General features: G+C 59.9%; 13 protein-coding genes and 1 tRNA gene. 5 read left to right on the forward strand and 9 right to left on the reverse strand.

Going from position 1 to position 17,917, the window contains the following annotated elements:
* Positions 1–239: 239 nt before the first annotated feature.
* Positions 240–1,268, reverse strand: coding sequence for an alpha-L-fucosidase (locus tag QRX40_RS04715; protein ID WP_313836639.1), 1,029 nt, complete (start codon positions 1,266–1,268; stop codon positions 240–242).
* Between the two features lie 47 nt (positions 1,269–1,315).
* Entirely contained in the window at positions 1,316–2,515 is a 1,200-nt protein-coding gene (locus QRX40_RS04720) for an MFS transporter (RefSeq protein WP_313836641.1), read from the reverse strand.
* Between the two features lie 555 nt (positions 2,516–3,070).
* Here QRX40_RS04720 and QRX40_RS04725 point away from each other — a divergent pair.
* Positions 3,071–4,066, forward strand: coding sequence for a N(4)-(beta-N-acetylglucosaminyl)-L-asparaginase (locus QRX40_RS04725; protein WP_313836643.1), 996 nt, complete (start codon positions 3,071–3,073; stop codon positions 4,064–4,066).
* A 132-nt stretch (positions 4,067–4,198) separates the two neighbouring features.
* On the opposite strand, the gene guaA is transcribed toward QRX40_RS04725, so the two are convergent.
* Positions 4,199–5,761: a glutamine-hydrolyzing GMP synthase gene (guaA, locus tag QRX40_RS04730; protein ID WP_313836645.1), complete on the reverse strand. Its 1,563-nt coding sequence runs from the start codon at positions 5,759–5,761 to the stop codon at positions 4,199–4,201.
* 337 nt (positions 5,762–6,098) lie between these two features.
* Here guaA and QRX40_RS04735 point away from each other — a divergent pair, with 337 nt between their 5' ends.
* From QRX40_RS04735 to QRX40_RS04745, 3 genes are all read left to right on the forward strand, one after another.
* A complete protein-coding gene (locus QRX40_RS04735; protein WP_313836647.1) occupies positions 6,099–8,573 on the forward strand; it encodes a phosphoketolase in 2,475 nt (824 codons plus the stop codon).
* 126 nt (positions 8,574–8,699) lie between these two features.
* Positions 8,700–10,388, forward strand: a complete 1,689-nt coding sequence (pta, locus tag QRX40_RS04740; protein ID WP_313836649.1) for a phosphate acetyltransferase — start codon at positions 8,700–8,702, stop codon at positions 10,386–10,388.
* A 189-nt stretch (positions 10,389–10,577) separates the two neighbouring features.
* The gene (locus QRX40_RS04745; RefSeq protein ID WP_313836651.1) at positions 10,578–11,804 is read left to right on the forward strand and encodes an acetate kinase; all 1,227 of its coding nucleotides are present in this window, start codon (positions 10,578–10,580) and stop codon (positions 11,802–11,804) included.
* A gap of 148 nt (positions 11,805–11,952) precedes the next feature.
* On the opposite strand, the gene hisN is transcribed toward QRX40_RS04745, so the two are convergent.
* Both hisN and aroA read right to left on the reverse strand, forming a co-directional pair.
* Positions 11,953–12,753 (reverse strand): histidinol-phosphatase, encoded by an 801-nt coding sequence (gene hisN, locus QRX40_RS04750; RefSeq protein ID WP_313836653.1) that lies wholly within the window; start codon positions 12,751–12,753, stop codon positions 11,953–11,955.
* Positions 12,750–14,144 carry a 3-phosphoshikimate 1-carboxyvinyltransferase gene (aroA, locus tag QRX40_RS04755; protein ID WP_313836655.1) on the reverse strand — a complete coding sequence of 465 codons (1,395 nt, stop codon included), beginning with the start codon at positions 14,142–14,144 and terminating at the stop codon, positions 12,750–12,752. Before aroA ends, hisN begins: the two co-directional genes overlap by 4 nt.
* A 115-nt stretch (positions 14,145–14,259) precedes the next feature.
* On the opposite strand from aroA, the gene QRX40_RS04760 reads away from it, so the two are divergent.
* Positions 14,260–14,333 (forward strand) — tRNA-Pro (locus QRX40_RS04760).
* On the opposite strand, the gene QRX40_RS04765 is transcribed toward QRX40_RS04760, so the two are convergent.
* The 4 genes from QRX40_RS04765 to QRX40_RS04780 form a co-directional block, all read right to left on the reverse strand.
* Positions 14,325–15,611 (reverse strand): MFS transporter, encoded by a 1,287-nt coding sequence (locus QRX40_RS04765; RefSeq protein ID WP_313836657.1) that lies wholly within the window; start codon positions 15,609–15,611, stop codon positions 14,325–14,327. The two genes, QRX40_RS04760 and QRX40_RS04765, sit on opposite strands and share 9 nt — an antisense overlap.
* A gap of 13 nt (positions 15,612–15,624) precedes the next feature.
* The gene (locus tag QRX40_RS04770; protein WP_313836658.1) at positions 15,625–16,320 is read right to left on the reverse strand and encodes an ABC transporter permease; all 696 of its coding nucleotides are present in this window, start codon (positions 16,318–16,320) and stop codon (positions 15,625–15,627) included.
* A 1-nt stretch (position 16,321) separates the two neighbouring features.
* On the reverse strand, positions 16,322–17,053 hold the full coding sequence (locus QRX40_RS04775) for an ATP-binding cassette domain-containing protein (protein ID WP_313836659.1): 732 nt from the start codon (positions 17,051–17,053) through the stop codon (positions 16,322–16,324).
* A gap of 117 nt (positions 17,054–17,170) precedes the next feature.
* Complete coding sequence (locus tag QRX40_RS04780) at positions 17,171–17,884, reverse strand: TetR/AcrR family transcriptional regulator (RefSeq protein ID WP_045924551.1); 714 nt, start codon at positions 17,882–17,884, stop codon at positions 17,171–17,173.
* Positions 17,885–17,917: the final 33 nt, after the last annotated feature.

Consider the following 17,917-nt stretch of genomic DNA (forward strand, 5'->3'; position numbering starts at 1 on the left):
TATTGTTTTCAAACACGAATTAAACGACTAACGCCTTGTCTCACGAGAAAGTAGATATTCACAGGTTCCTATCGGTTGAGAAACAAGTCACTCCAAAATTGTAAGTACATCTTACTCGCTGACGCACAGCAAATTAACAGAATTACGAATGACAATAGACAATCTGCCAAAGGCCTTGTCGGATTGGAATGGCATCCTTCCGACAAGACCCTCTGGCTGATTCACAGAATTCCGTTTTTTCAGGCCTCCAGAGCTCGTGCCCCCAGGAGTGCCTGCTCGGCCGCCATAGGGACGCGTCCCAATCCATCCAGACCGACATTGAGCAGGTAGTTGATGCCGTACTTGTTCAGATGGGCCTTGTAATCGTGAATGGTTTGCGGGCTCTTCCAGTTTTGGTCATGGTAGGAGAATCCCCAGGAATCGTTGATGGTCCCGGCGGTTTCGTAGAGACCAAGCTTTGAGGGCTTGAATCCTTCGATCGAGTTGTAATCGACATTTCCATCCGAAGCGGCCTTGTCGCTGGCGTCCGAGTCTTCTGGAATCTCATTGTCTCCCAAAGAGACATAATCGTAGCGGCCGTTACCCAGCCTGGAATTGATCAGGCAGTCGGGCTGCAGGCGCTTGACCGTATCGTAAATGGTCTGGCTCTGCTCGTCGCTGAGGGTCATGGGAACATCAAACCAGGCAACCGAGATCTCTCCATAGTTGCTCATGATCTCTTCGATCTGCGGCATGATCTTGTGCTTGAACGCACGGTCGTAGTTCTTCTCCCCTGTGAAGTCCCAGCTGTTGTCCCAGGTGGTGCCTGCAGTCTCGATGTCGTTCGAGAGGTATCCGCCCCCATCCGGTTCATGCCAGTCCAGATCCTGCGAATAATAGAGGCCAAATCGCAGACCAGCCTTGCGGCAGGCCAAGGACAGCTCCCCGATCACATCCCTATGGAACGGCGTCGCGTCATAGACGTTGTAGGGATCCACCAACGACCGGTACATGGCGAAGCCGTCGTGATGCTTTGTGGTGACGACCAGATACTGCATGCCGCAGCGCTTGGCCAGGTCGACTATGGCATCAGCGTCAAAATAAATCGGGTTGAAGGCCTGGGTCAGGCGTTCGTATTCCTTGTTGGGGATCTGGAGCTTGGATTGGATCCATTCCGCATAGTTGCTCGACGACTTCCCCTGGTACTCTCCTCCCAGGAGTGAATAGAGACCCCAGTGGATCATCATGCCGTACTTGGCCTGCTTGAACCATTCCACGGTATTGCTCATTATTTACCTCTGTTTCTGTTGATTGACACGAATTGCAATGACCGGCCTCAGATGGTCAGCTTGTCCTTCTTGACGACGAAGGCATCATAAAGGGCCAGGATCACGTAGCAGACCCCTGCGCACATGATCATGAAACCTGGGTCATTCTTGCCAAGCACCCCGCCCAGAGCCTGGAAGAAGTAAGGAGCCACCAGGGAGCCGATGTTGATGCCGATCAGGATGATCGAAGTGGTCAGGTTCATGGAGCCCTTGGGCGAATAGGCCACCATGCGTGCCGTCAGGGCCGGGTTGATGATGCCGTTGCAGAACCCTGCCACCAGGACCAGAACCAGCAAGACCGGAATGGAGTTGGTGAAGGGCATGGCGATCATGACCACTGCTGTCAGCACCTCGAAGATGAAGACGGTGTATCGTCCGCACCGCTTGGCGAGCTGTTCGAAGGCGATGCCGGAGATGATCGAACAGAGCACCAGGAAGCCGAAGATCCTGGTGGCGTCAGCTGCAGAGCCTATATGTGAATCGACCATATGGCTGGCCAGCTTCAGGGAGATGGCCGAATAGAAAAGGCAGACGAAGAGGAAGAGAATGGCCAGCTGGATGACGCCGCCGTTGGTGGACGGCTTGATGGAGGTGTCCTCCTCGACCTCCTTGCCATCCTCCACAATGACCCGATCAAGCCGCTTGGGGACGAAGAGGGAGACGAGGACAATGGGCACGATCAGGAAGAGGAAGACCAGATAGGTGGCATGCCAGGAGATGTTGATCAGGAACCCTGCAATGAAGAGCATGATCGAGTCGCCGATGGCTCCGACGGAGTTCCTCCATCCCAGAAGCCTGTTCCTGATTTTCTCAGGGAAGACATCAGTGATGTAGGAGACGCTCAGCGGGGTGAAGATGCCCATGCCCACGCCGAACATGGCTCGCGACAGGAAGATGGCCGGGTAGTTGTAGAAGAAAGCAGGGATGACTCCGAAGACCAGGGAGACGATGAGTCCCAAAAGGACCGTGTACTTCTTGCCCAGCTTGTTGGATATGAGGCCGCTGACCACGGTTCCCAGCAGGACGCCGCCTGTGGGGATGACGACCAGCAGCTCGATGTTGGCCTCCGAGATGTTGGAAAAGTACTGCTTCATTAATGGGATTGTCCCTGAAACGGCATTGGAAACCGACATCAGGAATGATATGGACAAGATGCCCAGCATCAAAATCGGTGAACTGGTATTCACCTGTTTCTCTTTCGACTCCATGAAAGTCCCTTCCTCGGAACAGTCATCGCATTCCCTTCGCGATGGCGAGCGATTGATTCACTCATATACTGCAAACAACCAGATTCCATGGACCATCTTGGTCCCGAACTATTTCAAGAGATAATAGTTTGTTAATAGTATATATCAAATTGAAAACTGTACATGCCGATCATGTTGCGTCATGCAGAATTTGCGGGATCCGATATCCAGCGATCACCAAACAAATTGCTGGATCCCGGCCTTTTAAGTAAGCCTTAAGACGTGCAGGCAAGAGCTTATGCTTATCAAACGATTGGAGCGCTGACAGGACATTCCGAAACAAAAAGTGTCTTTATTAATTATCATTGGCAGAGTAGATAGGACAGAGGGCAAAGTTGCCGTCAGCAGGCGGGCAGAGCAAGCCCGCTGCCGACGGCTCGCCCTATGAAGAGCACGGTATATCAGCTCGATCATTCGTCGACCGACTGAGGACCCGCTGTCTCTTCTGCCCGAAAACAGCATCCGCGCTCCGCTCAAGAGCAGTCAACGTCCATGCCGACAGAAAGAACCGAGGAAATGAGTGATTCATCCCCACAGATAGTCAGCCATAATCAGTCCACCTGGGCATCCATCGCAACCTGGCGAATGGCCTATGAAGGTATGGTCAAGTCCAGTTCCGGTCTTGAAGAGGGTGGCCAGGCGAGCGATGCTGTCGAGACGCTGATTCAAGAGGTTGAGGCCAACCCGGATTACACCTCCGTCGGTTATGGCGCCTTGCCAAACCGGGAAGGCGATATGGAGATGGACGCCGCCTTCATGGACGGTAACTGCATGGCCCTGGGCGCCGTGGCCGGCATCCAGCATGTACTACACCCCATATCCGTGGCCAGACGACTCAGCCGTCGCCATACCAGCAGTTTCCTGGTCGGCCAGGGAGCGACCCGTTACGCCCAGCTCAACGGCTTCGAAATGCGCAACATGCTGACAGACAGGGCCAGAAGGCGCTGGGAGTTGGAAGCCGCCAAGGCCGCAAGACCGGAGTCTGCCGGTCCCTATCGAGGGCACGATACTGTCGGGACCATCTCCTTGGATGCGCATGGTTCGATGGCTGCCGGCACATCAACATCGGGGCTCTTCATGAAGGAACCTGGCAGAGTAGGCGATTCTCCCCTACCCGGCTCGGGATTTTATGTGGACAGCGCCATCGGAGGGGCGGCCGCCACCGGGCTTGGAGAAGACATCATGAAAGGGTGCCTCTCCTACCGGATCGTTGCCCTGATGGGAAGCGGCTTGAGCCCGCAGGAAGCCTGCGATTCCGCAGTCTACGAATTCGACGACCTCCTGCGGAACCGCTACGGCAAGGCCGGCGAGATCTCTTTGATCGCTCTCAACAGGAGAGGGGAATGGGGGGTTGCCACCAACGTAGAATTCACCTTCTGCATAGCAACGAAGGGCGAACGGATACGCATACTCATGGCCAATCCAGACGGCAAAGGCGGAACACGAATCGAGCCAGTGACCAAGGAATGGCTACAGGAATATGAACGCTCGCTGAAAGCGCCCATCAGATGAGCAGTTGCGACACTTGAGCTCTCCTATTGGCTACTGGCGTTATTGGCTATTGGCGTTCAAGAAGTCGGAAGCTTACCGAATGGGCCGATGAACCATATGACGTATCGACATAAAACTTGTCGGCCCATATGCTCACTCCCACTCGATGGTTGCCGGAGGCTTCGAGGTGCAGTCCAGAACCACGCGGTTGATGCCCGGGCACTCGTTGGTAATCCGCGTGGAAATAGTGGCCAGCACGTCATAGGGCAGACGCGTCCAGTCAGCGGTCATGGCGTCCTCGGAGGAGACCGGACGCAGCACGATTGGCGAGCCATAGGTGCGCTCGTCGCCTTGCACACCTACCGAATGCACATTGGCCAGCAGCACCACCGGGCACTGCCAGATCTGCCGATCCAGCCCAGCCTTGGACAGCTCCTCGCGGGCGATGGCATCAGCCTCACGCAGAGTCTCCAAACGTTCCTGGGTGATCTCGCCGATGATGCGGATGCCCAGACCAGGGCCCGGGAAGGGCTGACGCCAGACGATCTGGTCAGGCAGGCCCAGTTCGGTGCCGATGGCCCGGACCTCGTCCTTGAAGAGGGTGCGCAGGGGCTCGATCAGCTGGAACTTGACGTCCTTGGGCAGACCGCCCACATTGTGGTGGGACTTGATATTGGCCGCTCCGTCTCCGCCGCCCGATTCGACCACGTCGGGGTAGAGCGTGCCCTGCACCAGGAACTTGACTTCCTTGCCGGTCTTGCCGGCCTCCTCAATCACCTGCCGCTGGGCCTTTTCAAAGGTGCGGATGAACTTCTCGCCGATGATCTTGCGCTTGCGCTCTGGTTCGGAAACACCCTTGAGGGCGGTCAGGAAGTCCTGCGAGGCATCCACGGCAATCAGCTTGATGCCAGTGGCGGCTACGAAATCATGCTTGACCTGCTCGGCCTCCCCCTTGCGCAAGAGCCCATGATCCACGAAGACGCAGGTCAGCTGGTCGCCGACGGCCCTGTGGACCAGAGCGGCCGCCACGGCTGAATCGACGCCGCCCGACAGGCCGCAGATGACCTGGTCGTCACCCACCGTGCTACGGATCTTCTCCACCTGCTGCTCGATGATGCCCGAGGCGTTCCAGTCCGACGGCAGTCCGGCGCACTGGTGCAGGAAGCGGTCGATCAGGTCCTGCCCCAGAGGGGTGTTGGTCACCTCGGGATGCCACTGGACCCCGTACAGCCCCCGGGAAGGATCCTGCATGGCCGCCACCGGAGCACCCTCGGTATGCGCCAGGACCTCAAATCCCTCAGGCGCACGGTTGACGGCGACGCCATGGCTCATCCACACATCCTGCCTTGCGGGTGAATCCTGCAGGATTCCCTTGGCGCTGTCGATGAAGGCCTCGGTCTTGCCGTACTCCCCAAGGGCCGCCTTGTCCACCTCGCCGCCCAGCTCATGGGCCATGACCTGGAAGCCGTAGCAGATGCCCAGCACGGGCACCCCTGCCTCGAAAATCCTCTTATCTATGGAAGGTGCCCCATCCACGTAGACGGAGGCCGGGCCGCCGGAGAGGATGACCGCCTTGGGATCCTTGGCCAGCATCTGGTCCAGGCTCATCGAATGAGGCACCAGCTCGGAGTAGACCCCCGCCTCCCTGACTCGACGAGCGATAAGCTGGGCGTACTGCGCACCGAAATCGACCACCAGGACGGGACCCTGTGCCATAAGACTCCTTATATATAGGTATGCTGTATCTGCCATGGATGCCCGAGAGCGACGATTCAACGCCCGCGGACAAGTCCAGTATGGTTGCAGTTTTCGACAATGCTACCGTCATTGAGCCCTGGTCGGCACCCCCGGCGGAAATTCAAGTCTGCAAGCAGACAATTCCCTCGCATTTTCTCACAAGAGCGAACACACACTGCAAGAAAACGTTCAGAAAAGTCTGCTCGTTCACGTACCATGTAGGCATTGGGTACGAACCCGACGGATGCCTGAAATGACACCGTACGAGCCCGTAACCGAGGTAAATAAACAATCGCACTATAGTGCAGGAGTACACATGACGAATCCTGTTATCGGCACCCCTTGGGCGAAGCTGGAGACCCCAATCGCCGAGGAGACCCTCGAGGCCGTCGACAAGTATTGGCGGGCGGCCAACTATCTTTCCATCGGACAGATTTATCTTCGCAGCAACCCCCTGATGAAGGAGCCCTTCACTCGGGAGGATGTCAAGCATCGTCTGGTCGGCCACTGGGGCACCACCCCCGGCCTGAACTTCCTGCTGGGCCATATCAACCGTCTGATCGCCGACCATCAGCAGAACACCGTAATCATCATGGGCCCCGGCCACGGCGGCCCCGCCGGCACCTCGCAGTCCTACCTGGACGGCACCTACAGCGAGTACTACCCCAAGATCACCAACGATGAGGCTGGCCTGCAGAAGTTCTTCCGCCAGTTCTCCTACCCGGGCGGCATCCCCTCCCACTTCGCGCCTGAGACCCCCGGGTCTATCCACGAGGGCGGCGAGCTGGGCTATGCCCTCTCCCACGCCTACGGCGCCATCATGAACAACCCCAGCCTCTTTGTGCCCTGCATCGTGGGCGACGGCGAGGCCGAGACCGGCCCCCTGGCCACCGGCTGGCAGTCCAACAAGCTGGTCAACCCCCGCACCGACGGCATCGTCCTGCCCATCCTGCATCTGAACGGCTACAAGATCGCCAACCCGACCATCCTCTCGCGCATCTCCGACGAGGAGCTGCATGAGTACTTCCATGGCATGGGTTATGAGCCCTTCGAGTTCGTTGCAGGGTTCGACGACGAGGACCATCTGTCCATCCACCGTCGCTTCGCCAACATGCTGGAGACCGTCTTCGACAAGATCTGCGACATCAAGGCCCGGGCCGAAACCGACGACATGACCCGTCCCTTCTACCCCATGATCATCTTCCGCACCCCCAAGGGCTGGACCTGCCCCAAGTTCATCGACGGCAAGAAGACCGAGGGATCCTGGCGCGCCCACCAGGTGCCGCTGACCTCCGCCCGCGACACCGAGGCCCACTTCCAGATCCTCAAGAACTGGCTGGCCTCCTACAAGCCCGAGGAGCTCTTCGACGAGAAGGGCACCCTGCGTCCCGAGGTCACCAGCTTCATGCCCAAGGGCGACCTGCGCATCGGCGAGAACCCCAACGCCAACGGCGGCCGGCTGCTCAAACCGCTGGAGCTGCCTGACATCCACGACTACGAGATCGACATCAAGAAGCACGGCCACGGCTGGGGCGCCACCGAGGCCACCCGCGTCCTGGGCTACTACACCCGCGACGTACTGGCCAAGAACCCCACCGACTTCCGCATCTTCGGGCCCGATGAGACGGCTTCCAACCGTCTGGCCGCTGCCTACGAAGTGACCAACAAGCAGTGGGATGCCGACTACCTGTCGGAGCTGACCGACGAGCATATGGCCCACACCGGCCAGGTCATCGAGCAGCTCTCCGAGCACCAGATGGAAGGCTTCCTGGAGGGATACCTGCTGACCGGGCGCCACGGCATCTGGAGCTCCTACGAGTCCTTCGTGCACGTCATCGACTCCATGATCAACCAGCACGCCAAGTGGCTGGAGGCCACCGTCCGCGAAATCCCGTGGCGCAAGCCCATCGCCGGACTGAACCTCCTGGTCACCTCGCACGTCTGGCGTCAGGACCACAACGGGTTCTCCCACCAGGATCCCGGCTTCGTCGACATCCTGCTGAACAAGAACTTCAACAACGATCACGTGGTCAACATCTACTTCCCCGCCGATGCCAACATGCTGCTGAACGTGGGCGAGCGTTGCTACAAGTCGACCAACTGCATCAACGCCATCTTCGCCGGCAAGCAGCCCGCCGCCACCTACCAGAGCGTGGACGAGGCCGCCGCCGAGCTGGAGAAGGGGGCCGCCCGTTGGGATTGGGCCTCCAACGCCAAGGATGCCGAGGATGCTGATGTCGTCATCGCCACCGCGGGCGACATCCCCACCCAGGAGGCCCTGGCCGCCGACGACATGCTGCAGAAGCTGGGCCTCAAGGTTCAGTTCGTCAACGTGGTCGACCTGCTGAAGATCCAGGACACCGAGGAGAACGATCAGGCCCTGTCCGACGAGGAGTTCACCGAGCTCTTCAGCAAGGACAAGCCGGTCCTGTTCGCCTTCCACGCCTACCCCGGCTCCATCTACCGCCTGATCCACGGACGTCCCAACCACGACAACTTCTCCGTGCATGGCTACGAGGAGCAGGGCTCCACCACCACGCCATTCGACATGGTGCGCGTCAACAACATGGATCGTTGGTGCCTGGCCGCCTCCGCCCTGAAGCTGGTGGATGCCGGCAAGTACGCCGACCAGATCGACAAGTGGACCAAGTTCCGCGACGAGGCCTTCCAGTTCGCCGTGGACAAGGGCTACGACCACCCCGATTACACCGATTGGGTCTGGCCCGATGCCAACCGCGCCGGCCAGGAGACCATCTCCGCCACCGCCGCGACCGCCGGAGACAACGAGTGATACGCTGATCCGACCCTGAAACCGCCCGTCATGCGCAGCCCGCATGGCGGGCGGTTTCTGTATACTGGACAAGGTTGTGAACAAAGCAGTCATCAAGGCAACCACATCCGGACAGGAGAAGACACAGTGAGTCTTGCAAGCATCACCATCATCAGCCCAGAAGCCGCCAACGGCCGCAATGTCGTGGCCTACGGCCTGACCAAGGCCCTGAGCGCCAAAGCCAAAACGGCCGTATTCAGGCCAATCGCCTGCAGGAAGCACCCATTGACCCCGGAACTGGTTGCAGCCAGCTCATTCCCGGGCACGGATCCGGAGATCTGCCGTGGCAAGTGCCCTGGGCACGCCACTGAGGACACGATGCAGACCCGGGCCGATGTCCTCAACGCCTATGACGGTCTGGTGGAGGCCACCCATCCAGAGCGCGTCCTGATCGTGGGCAGCGATGCCTCAAAGCTCTTCGACCCCGGCCTGTTTGCTCTCAATGCACAGGTCGCCGCCGACCTGAGGTCCCCGGTCATGCTGGCCGTCTGCACTATCGGCAGGGAACCCGGCCAGGTCATGAAGACCGTGGCTGCCTGCCGCCGGACCATCGAGGCCCAGGGAGCCGTGCTTGCCGGGATCTTCATCACCGGATGCCAGTCTGAGCAGAAGGCACCTCTTGCTCAGGCCTTCCAAGAGTATGATCTGCCGACCTGGACCGTCTCCAAGATGGACTTCGACACGGATCCGTCCGCCGATCAGGCCCGCCAGGCCACCAGCCAGACATTCCAGCAGGAAGTGGACGTCGACCAGGTGCTGAAGGCCGCCGACGCCGCCAGCCCCAAGGCCACCACGCCTGTAGCATTCCAGAACGATCTGCTGGCCAAGGCCAAGGCCAACAGGAAGACCATAGTCCTGCCCGAAGGCGGCGAGGACCGCATCATCAAGGCGGCCGACTACCTGCTGGCCCGCAACATCGTCGACCTGATCATCGTGGGCGACAAGGATTCCATTCTGGCCCGCGGCAAGGAGCTTGGCCTCAACAACCTGGACAAGGCCTCCTTCCAGCCCATGGACGACGAGCAGGTGCTGGCACCCATGGTCGATCGCCTCTGCCAGCTGCGCGCCAAGAAGGGCATGACCCCGGAGCAGGCGCGCAAGCAGCTGGCGGATCCCTCCTACTTCGGCACCATGCTGGTGGTGCTGGGCAAGGCCGACGGTCTGGTGTCCGGCTCAATCAACTCAACCGCCAACACGGTCCGCCCAGCCCTGCAGGTGATCAAGACCAAGCCGGGTGCCTCGCTGGTATCCGGAGCATTCCTCATGTGCTTCCCCGACCATGTGGCGGTCTTCGCCGACTGCGCCATCAATCTCAACCCGTCATCCGAACAGCTGGCTGACATAGCCATTCAGTCGGCCCAGACGGCCCGCTCCTTCGGCGTGGACCCGCGAGTGGGCATGCTCTCCTACTCCACCCTGGGATCAGGCAAGGGCCCGGATGTGGACCTGGTGGAAGAGGCCACCCGCCTGGCCAAGGAGAAGGCGCCGGACCTGCCCATCGTGGGCCCCATCCAGTTCGACGCGGCCTGGTCCCCCACTGTGGCGGCCACCAAGGCCAAGGGCGATCCGGTCGCCGGAACGGTCAACGTCTTCGTCTTCCCCAGCCTGAGCGCCGGCAACATCGGCTACAAGGCCGTACAGCGCACCTCGGGCGCCCTGGCCATCGGACCGGTGCTGCAAGGCCTCAATAAACCAGTCAACGACCTCTCCCGCGGCGCTCTGGTGGCCGACATCATCAACACCGTGGCCTTGACCGCCGTCGAGGCCCAGGACTGACGACCGTCTTATAACGTCTATGCAAACCTTTGGGGCTGCTGCTGGATCTTATCTTGAAGAAGGTTCCGGCAGCAGCCCCAAAACCATGTCGGCCTGGCTATATACCGCGCCTTGTAAGGGCCGACGAGTAATCTTGAAGACTGATTGAGGAGCGCAGGCTCTATACAAGCACATCAGGAGGATGCCCCAATGGCGAAAACCGTCCTAGTCATCAATTCGGGTTCAAGCTCGATCAAGTACCAGCTGGTCGATCTGGAGACCAGCCAGAGCCTGGCCTCGGGTCTGGTCGAGAAGATCGGCGAGCCCACCGACGGCCACTATAAGCACGAGGTCAACGGCGAAAAGCACGAGCTTGAGGAGCCCATCCACGACCATGAGGTCGGGCTCAAGCGCGTCCTGGGCTTCTTCAAGGAGTATGGCCCTGATCTGGACAAGGCCGGCATTATCGCTGTTGGCCACCGTGTCGTCCAGGGTGGAGCCATCTTCCCCAAGCCCGCTCTCCTGACCAAGAAGACCCTGAGCCAGGTCAAGGATCTGGCCGTGCTGGCCCCCCTGCACAACGGACCCGAGGCTGAGGGCGCCGAGGTCATGAGCAGGCTGATGCCGCAGACCCCCCAGGTCTTCGTCTTCGACTCCTCCTTCTTCTTCGAACTGCCCAAGAAGGCCTCCACCTACGCCCTCAACAAGGACATCGCCAAGCAGTACCACATCCGTCGCTACGGCGCCCATGGCACCAGCCACCAGTATGTAGGCCAGCTGGTTCCCGGCCTCCTGGGCAAGCCTGCAGAGGGCCTGCGGCAGATCGTCCTGCACATCGGCAACGGGGCTTCCGCTTCGGCACAGGTCTCCGGGCATCCCGTCGAGACTTCCATGGGCCTGACCCCCTTGGAGGGTCTGGTCATGGGCGGCCGCACCGGTGACATCGACCCTGCCGTTGTCTTCCACCTGATCCGCAACGCCCACATGAGCGTGGATGAGCTGGACACCCTCTTCAACAAGCGCTCCGGCATGACCGGCCTGACCGGCCATGGCGACATGCGCGAGGTCCACAAGCTGATCGCCGAGGGCGATGAGGATGCCAAGCTGGCCCTGGATATCTACGTTCACCGCATTGTCGGCTACATCGGCAACTACACGGCCCAGATGGGCGGCCTGGATGCCATTACCTTCACGGCCGGCGTGGGCGAGAACGACGAGATCGTCCGCCGTCGGGTCATCGAGCAGCTGGAGCCCTTCGGCGTGAAGCTGGACCAGGAGAAGAACGACCAGCGGTCCAAGGAGGCCCGGATCATCTCCGCTCCTGACAGCACGGTCGCCGTCTGCGTCATCCCCACCAACGAAGAGCTCTCCATCGCCCGCCAGGCCGAGGTCGTCGCCAGCCAGGGCGATGCCTATGGCAACAAGTTCCAAGCCTGACCGTTAACCGGACCTGTCCCCTCAATCTGATTGATGATTGAATGAGGGATGATTGAGTTCAAGGTTTGGTTCTAGGAACCTGGTCCTAAGAGCAGAAAGAGGCCGGTGACCACAGCAATGCATGTGGTCACCGGCCTTCTCGTATAGGTCAGTCGCCCAGAGCGTCCAGGGCTTCCTTGTGCAGAAGACCGTTGCTGGCAAGGCCATTGCCACCCCAAGGACCCGGATTGCCGGCCAGATCCGTAAAGCTGCCCCCGGCTTCGGTCACGATGGGGACCAGCGCGCCCATGTCATAGAGGTCCAGTTCCGGCTCGGCCGCCAGGTCGATGGCACCCTGGGCCAGGAGCATGTACTGCCAAAAGTCGCCGAATCCACGCAGACGCCAGATTCGATCGGTCAGGTCGAGAAGTCGCTCCCGGCGCCCTATAGCCTTCCAGCCGGTCAGCGATGACAGGGACATGGAGGCGTCCTCCATCCGGTCCACTCTTGATACGTGGATGGCCTTGGGGGCTTCGCCCTGGCGAGCCATGTAGGCTCCCTGACCCCGCGCGGCATACCAGCGGGTGCCCAGCATGGGGGCGGAGACCACACCGACCACCATCTGATGGTCTGCCTCCAAGCTGATCAGGGTCGCCCAGACAGGGACTCCGCGCACATAGTTCTTGGTCCCGTCAATCGGATCAATGATCCACCGTCTGCCGTTGGACTCCTGCTTTCCCAGCTCCTCGGCGTAAATGGTGTCATTTGGCCTTGCTTGGGCCAGCACGCGACGAATCACCGCCTCCGCCTCTTTGTCAGCCTGGGTGACCGGGGTATTGTCCGACTTGCGTTCCACGTGAAGATCCGGCGACTTGAAGTAGCCCATGGTGACCTGATCCGCCCGGTCAACCATGGCGATGGCCAGGTCCAGATCCTCCTGCCAGTTCTGCCCTTCAGCCTCGATGCTCATAACACGGCTCCTTTCGCTCGATTCGCCGCGGCTCGGCCTTGGTCCTCGCCTGCCAGCATCCGCTTCCACATCCCCGGGAAGTCGGGCATGGTCTTGGCCGTGGTGCCGATGTTGCGTACTCGGATGCCAGGTATCCTGAGTCCAATCATGGCAGCAAAAGTGGCCATGCGATGGTCGGCATAAGTCTCCATGACGGCCCCGTGCATACGCTGGACAGGCACGGGCTGGATGGCCAGGCCATCATCCAGCTCGCGGGCCTGACCGCCTATTCTGCTGATTTCGGTGGCCAATGCCTTCAGCCGATTGGTCTCATGACCGCGCAGGTGGCCGATACCGTGCAGGCGGCTGGGCCCGTCGGCAAAGACCAGGATTGCTGCAATCGAAGGCACGATCTCCCCCGCCGGGGAAAGGTCGAAGTCGCCGAGCCCATGAATGGCTTCCCCGCCGGTGACCCTGCAGGTGGGACTGCCCTGCCCGTCGGGAACCATGTCTACCTGCGCACCCATGGTCTCCAGATACCCGGGCAGCAAGCCGCCTGGCTGGGTGGTATGGTCTGGCCAGTTGGGCACGCTGACCTGCCCGCCTCCGATCAGGGCCGCTCCCAGGAAGGGGGCCGCATTCGACAGGTCGGGCTCCACCTGGACCTGATCAGGCAGCCCTGTCCCTGCAGTCCCTCTGCCCTCAACGCTCCACCTGCAGCGGTCGGGATTGGCCTGGACCCGGACTCCGGCCTGACGCAGGTCCTCAACGGTCATCGCGATATGCGGAAGACTGGGCAGATGCTGACCAGAGTGGACGATGGTCATAGTGCCCTCAGCCCTGGCAGCCAGCAGCAGGAGGCCGGAAATGAACTGCGAGGAAGCAGAGGAGTCTATGGTCACCTCCCTGCCCACCAAGCGATCCGGCGGTGTGAGCACAAAGGGCAGGAAGCCCTCCTGGCCCAGGTATTCGATCCTGGCTCCCAGCTGGGCCAGCCCCTCCAGCAGAGGCCTCATGGGACGGCGATAGGCCTGCTCGTCTCCGTCGAATCGTGTGGGGCCATCAGCCAGCATGGCCAGGCCCGGCACAAAGCGCATGACGGTTCCGGCCAGTCCGCAGTCCACGCGAGCGCCACCGCGGAATCGCCCGCCTGCCGGTGGAATGACGGTCACATTCGTAGCCTTGTTCGGGTCAACCCGACAGTCCACGCCAAGGGCCGCCAGGGCCCCGATCATCAGGTCCGTATCACGCGACCTGAGCAGACCAGTCAGCCTGACGGGGCGGCTTCCCAGGGCCGCCAGAATCAGATACCTGTTCGAGAGGGACTTGCTTCCCGGTATGGTCACCGTTGCTTCCAAGGGGCCATCGGCCTGCGGCGCCGCCCATGTCTCTTCCACTGTCATGGTCACCATGGTAACCGCAGGCGCAGAGCTGTTCTTGCTCCCTGCTCACCCCCACAGGACCGGCCGGGACCCGACCCTGTGCTATATTGATACATTGTGCCCATACGGTGATGCCTATGGGTGCCGGGCTATAGCGCAGCTTGGTAGCGCGCCTGCTTTGGGTGCAGGATGTCGCCGGTTCAAATCCGGCTAGCCCGACTTTTGCCTTCGTCCCATGTCGGGAGTCGGATCCTTGGCATTCATGCCCAGCAATCCCACAGAGAAAATCGTCAGAGCAAGAAGGCCCGTCAGGCCTGCATAAATGGACATGGTGATGGGGATGCCGACCAGATTACCCAGCGTCAGAAAGACCATCTGCCCCAGAGGCGCTCCGATCATCATGACAGTCTGGACCACTCCCATAGTTGCGGCCAAGTGGTCCTCGGCCACCGTGCTGATGAGCATGGTCATGAACCTAGGGTTGATCTTGCCCAGAAGATAGTTCATGGCCAGGAGAGGAAAGAACAGTAGGGCAGGAATGCGCAGCCAGACCAGATTGACCCCTACTAAGGCAGCTGCGGCCATGACTCCGGTCAGCAGATGGGCCATGGGCAACCGCTTGAGTGGATCTGCGGCAAGGAGTGCGCCGAGAATGAGTCCTAGGGAGGAGATGCCGTTGACGGCGGCTATGGTCGTGCCGTAGCTTCCCCACCAGACCTGGGGCATGGAGATAAGCCCCAGGTTGAGCAGGGGCTGCAGGGCCGTCCCCAGAAGGTTGACCATGCATCCGAAACCCACCATCAGAACCAGAAAGGCGGAGTGGCGGAACTCCCCCAAGATCACATGAAGGCTGGATGCTAGTCCCACATGCTTGCCCACAGGTGAGCCATTGACTGAGACCTCCGCCCTGGCGAATTTTCTATAGCCAACAGCCACGAGGATCCCCGCCAGAAGGAAGGTGAGGGCGTTGATCAGCGCAAATACAGCGAATCTGTTGCCCAGGATAGCGATCAACACCGCACCTCCGCCTGCACTGATGACAGCCGCGACATTGGATGCAGCGGAGGTGATTGAGGTCGCCTGATGGAGCTGGCCTGGCTGGACCAGGTGTTTGAGGACCGGCATCCACAGACTTCCTGCATATCCCTCCAACATGGAAGATGTCATGTCCATGGCTACCAGCAGCACAAAGACGGGCAGGCTCTTGGACCTGCCGATCATTATGGCAATAACCAGATAGATACACACTTGAATCAGCTTGATCACCACTTGCATCCGCGTCTTGTGCACGGTCCTGTCGGCCAGGTATCCGGTCAGGATGGCCGTCAGGGCTGGAGCCACCCAGGCCATCGAGGCTATGGAGACAGCCAGTCCGGCAAAGGGCATGGTCTGGGCATAGACAATGAAGACGATGTTGAAGAGCTCGCCTCCGACCGTATTCAACAGACTGGCCAGAACCATGGTCACAAAAGGCTTGTTCTTCAGAAGCTCCTGCATGGTCAGCCGTCGATCAGGGCAGTTCGATCTTCATGAGAGTCCGATGAAGCAGCCACCATGCCGGCAGGGAGGCCAGAAAGATGATCAGAAGCAGCAGAGCAGACAGTAGTGGGGATTGGGAGAGCAAGTTGCCCACTACAGCGTCCAGCAGGAGCAGGACCGCGAACATGATGGGCAGCGAACGCTTCCAGAAGCCTATAGAGAGGGCGATGCCAACCAACCCCACCAGTCCGGCAAGGCTGGTAACCAGCATGAGGAGAACCTGTTCAAGCAGACTGCTTGGCGAGCCCGTTCCAAGCGCACCCACAAGACGGTCGATCAGTAGCATGACGGTCAGGGTGGTGGCCGTCCCAGCCAAGTAGGAGAGCGCAGTGAAGAGGCCGACGAAGATCAACTTGGCCAGCAGGATTCGGCTCCGCGATATGGGCAATGAGAGGGTGAGCGCCAGGTTCCTCCCCGTATAGGGCTCAATGAAGACCAGGTTGCAGAGGGCAGCAGCCACCAGGGAAAAGCCCACCAGAAGGATGACCATGGCCATCTGCAGCACGAAGGCCAGGCTTGACAACCGAGGATCTGACCGTCCGCTAGTGTGGCCAATGGCCAGGAACATGCCTCCGATGGCCAAGGCTGCGGCCACTACTGCCAGCCCTCCGAAGATGCAGGGCCATAGCCTGGTCTTTTTCAGTTCTAATTTCAGCAGCGTCTTCATATCAGCCCTCCATGGCCTTGACCAGGGTTCGCTCGGCGACCTCCTGGCCCTGATTGAGGAGCTCCGGCACGCTGGCCCGCAGGCTGACTCTGCCGTCCGCCACGACCATCACGTGGTCGGCCGTGCGCAACACTTCGGAGAGAATGTGGCTGGAAAAGAGGACTGCACTCCCCTGGGCTGCCAGGCTGCGCAGGCTATCTCGCAGCTGTCCGATGGCCACAGGGTCCAGTCCGTTGAGCGGCTCGTCCAGTAGGTAAAGGTCAGGATGATGGCCCATGCACCTGGCCAGGGCCAGCCTCTGCCTCATGCCCATGGAATACCTGCCGACAGGCGTGGCTGAATCGGCGGCCAAACCGACCTTGTCCAAAAGTTTGCTGATCCCGGTAGGCTCGGCATCCCTATGCTCCCGGTCTGCCAATGCCAGGTAGGTCAGGTCAATCTCAAGATTCTCCCTAGCGCTGAGGGACTCATAAAAGACCGGCTCGTTGATGAACACTCCCATCCTGGCCAGATTGCCCGGGTAGTCTTCGCTCAGAGGCCTCCCCAGAAAACAGACTCTGCCGCCGACAGGCCTCTGCATTCCGGTCAGGATCTTCAACAGCGTGGACTTGCCAGCCCCGTTGGCACCTAGCAAGCCCAGAATCTCGCCCTGCCCCAGGGTCAAATCCAGTCCGGACAGCACCTCCCTGCCTTCAAACACTTGGACGATTCCGTCCGCCTTCAGCACCTGCATAAAACTCCTTTCAAAAATACCGTTGGTATGTTTGGTGGAAACAAAAACCATTACTCGTTGAGTGCCCGAATCTTGCTAGTAGACAGAACCCTCTTGGCCTTAAGATATCTATCGGCTCTAAGAGACCCCTTGGTCCTGATTCTTGTCAGATTCCTCTTGCGTGGACTCCCCGCTGGTAGCAGTCAAAGGATTGCTCTTCAGATGTGCGTGCAAATGCACGGCCGCACGAATAACCCGATCATCGACGACAGGCGCCCCTATTCCCTTGAGCATATCCGCCAACAGGGAGAACTTGGAGACCACCTGGTCCCGGGTCATGGTCGAGAATCGAATCCCTATCCACATGTTGAGCAGGATGTAGAGCACCTGGGCCAGATCCTCAGGATTGCAGGGGGCGATGGAGCCGTCTTCCACACCTTCACGGACATAAGGAGTGATCACATCCACAATCCTGTCCATGGATTTCAAGTACATCTGGCCTACCATACGGGGGCTCTTCAGCAGGGTTCTGGCGGAAAAGGTGACATCGAGACGCGAGTATGCCGACAGGGAGGCGATAAGCTCATTGCGCAGCTTCTCCAACCCGGTCTCGCCAGGCCAGTCCCCTAGCCAGTCACCTTGGGATGAGGACGAGGCCATACGCTCGGTAACCGCGTGGAAAATAGCCGTCTTGGAGGGGAAATGGTAGTAGACCGCCCCCTTGGTCATGCCGCCCAGACCATCGACGATGTCCTGGATACTGGTTCCGTCGTAGCCCTTTTCCAGGAAGAGCCGCTGGGCTACATCGAGGATCTGATTGCGATGTCCTTCGGGATCCTTCGGCGTGCCCATGCAGTGCTCCTCTTCCTGTCAGCGCAACAATGC

Origin of the sequence: Bifidobacterium sp. H6bp9 (genome assembly GCF_032193695.1) — a bacterium.
GTDB classification, from domain to species: domain Bacteria; phylum Actinomycetota; class Actinomycetes; order Actinomycetales; family Bifidobacteriaceae; genus Bombiscardovia; species Bombiscardovia kimbladii.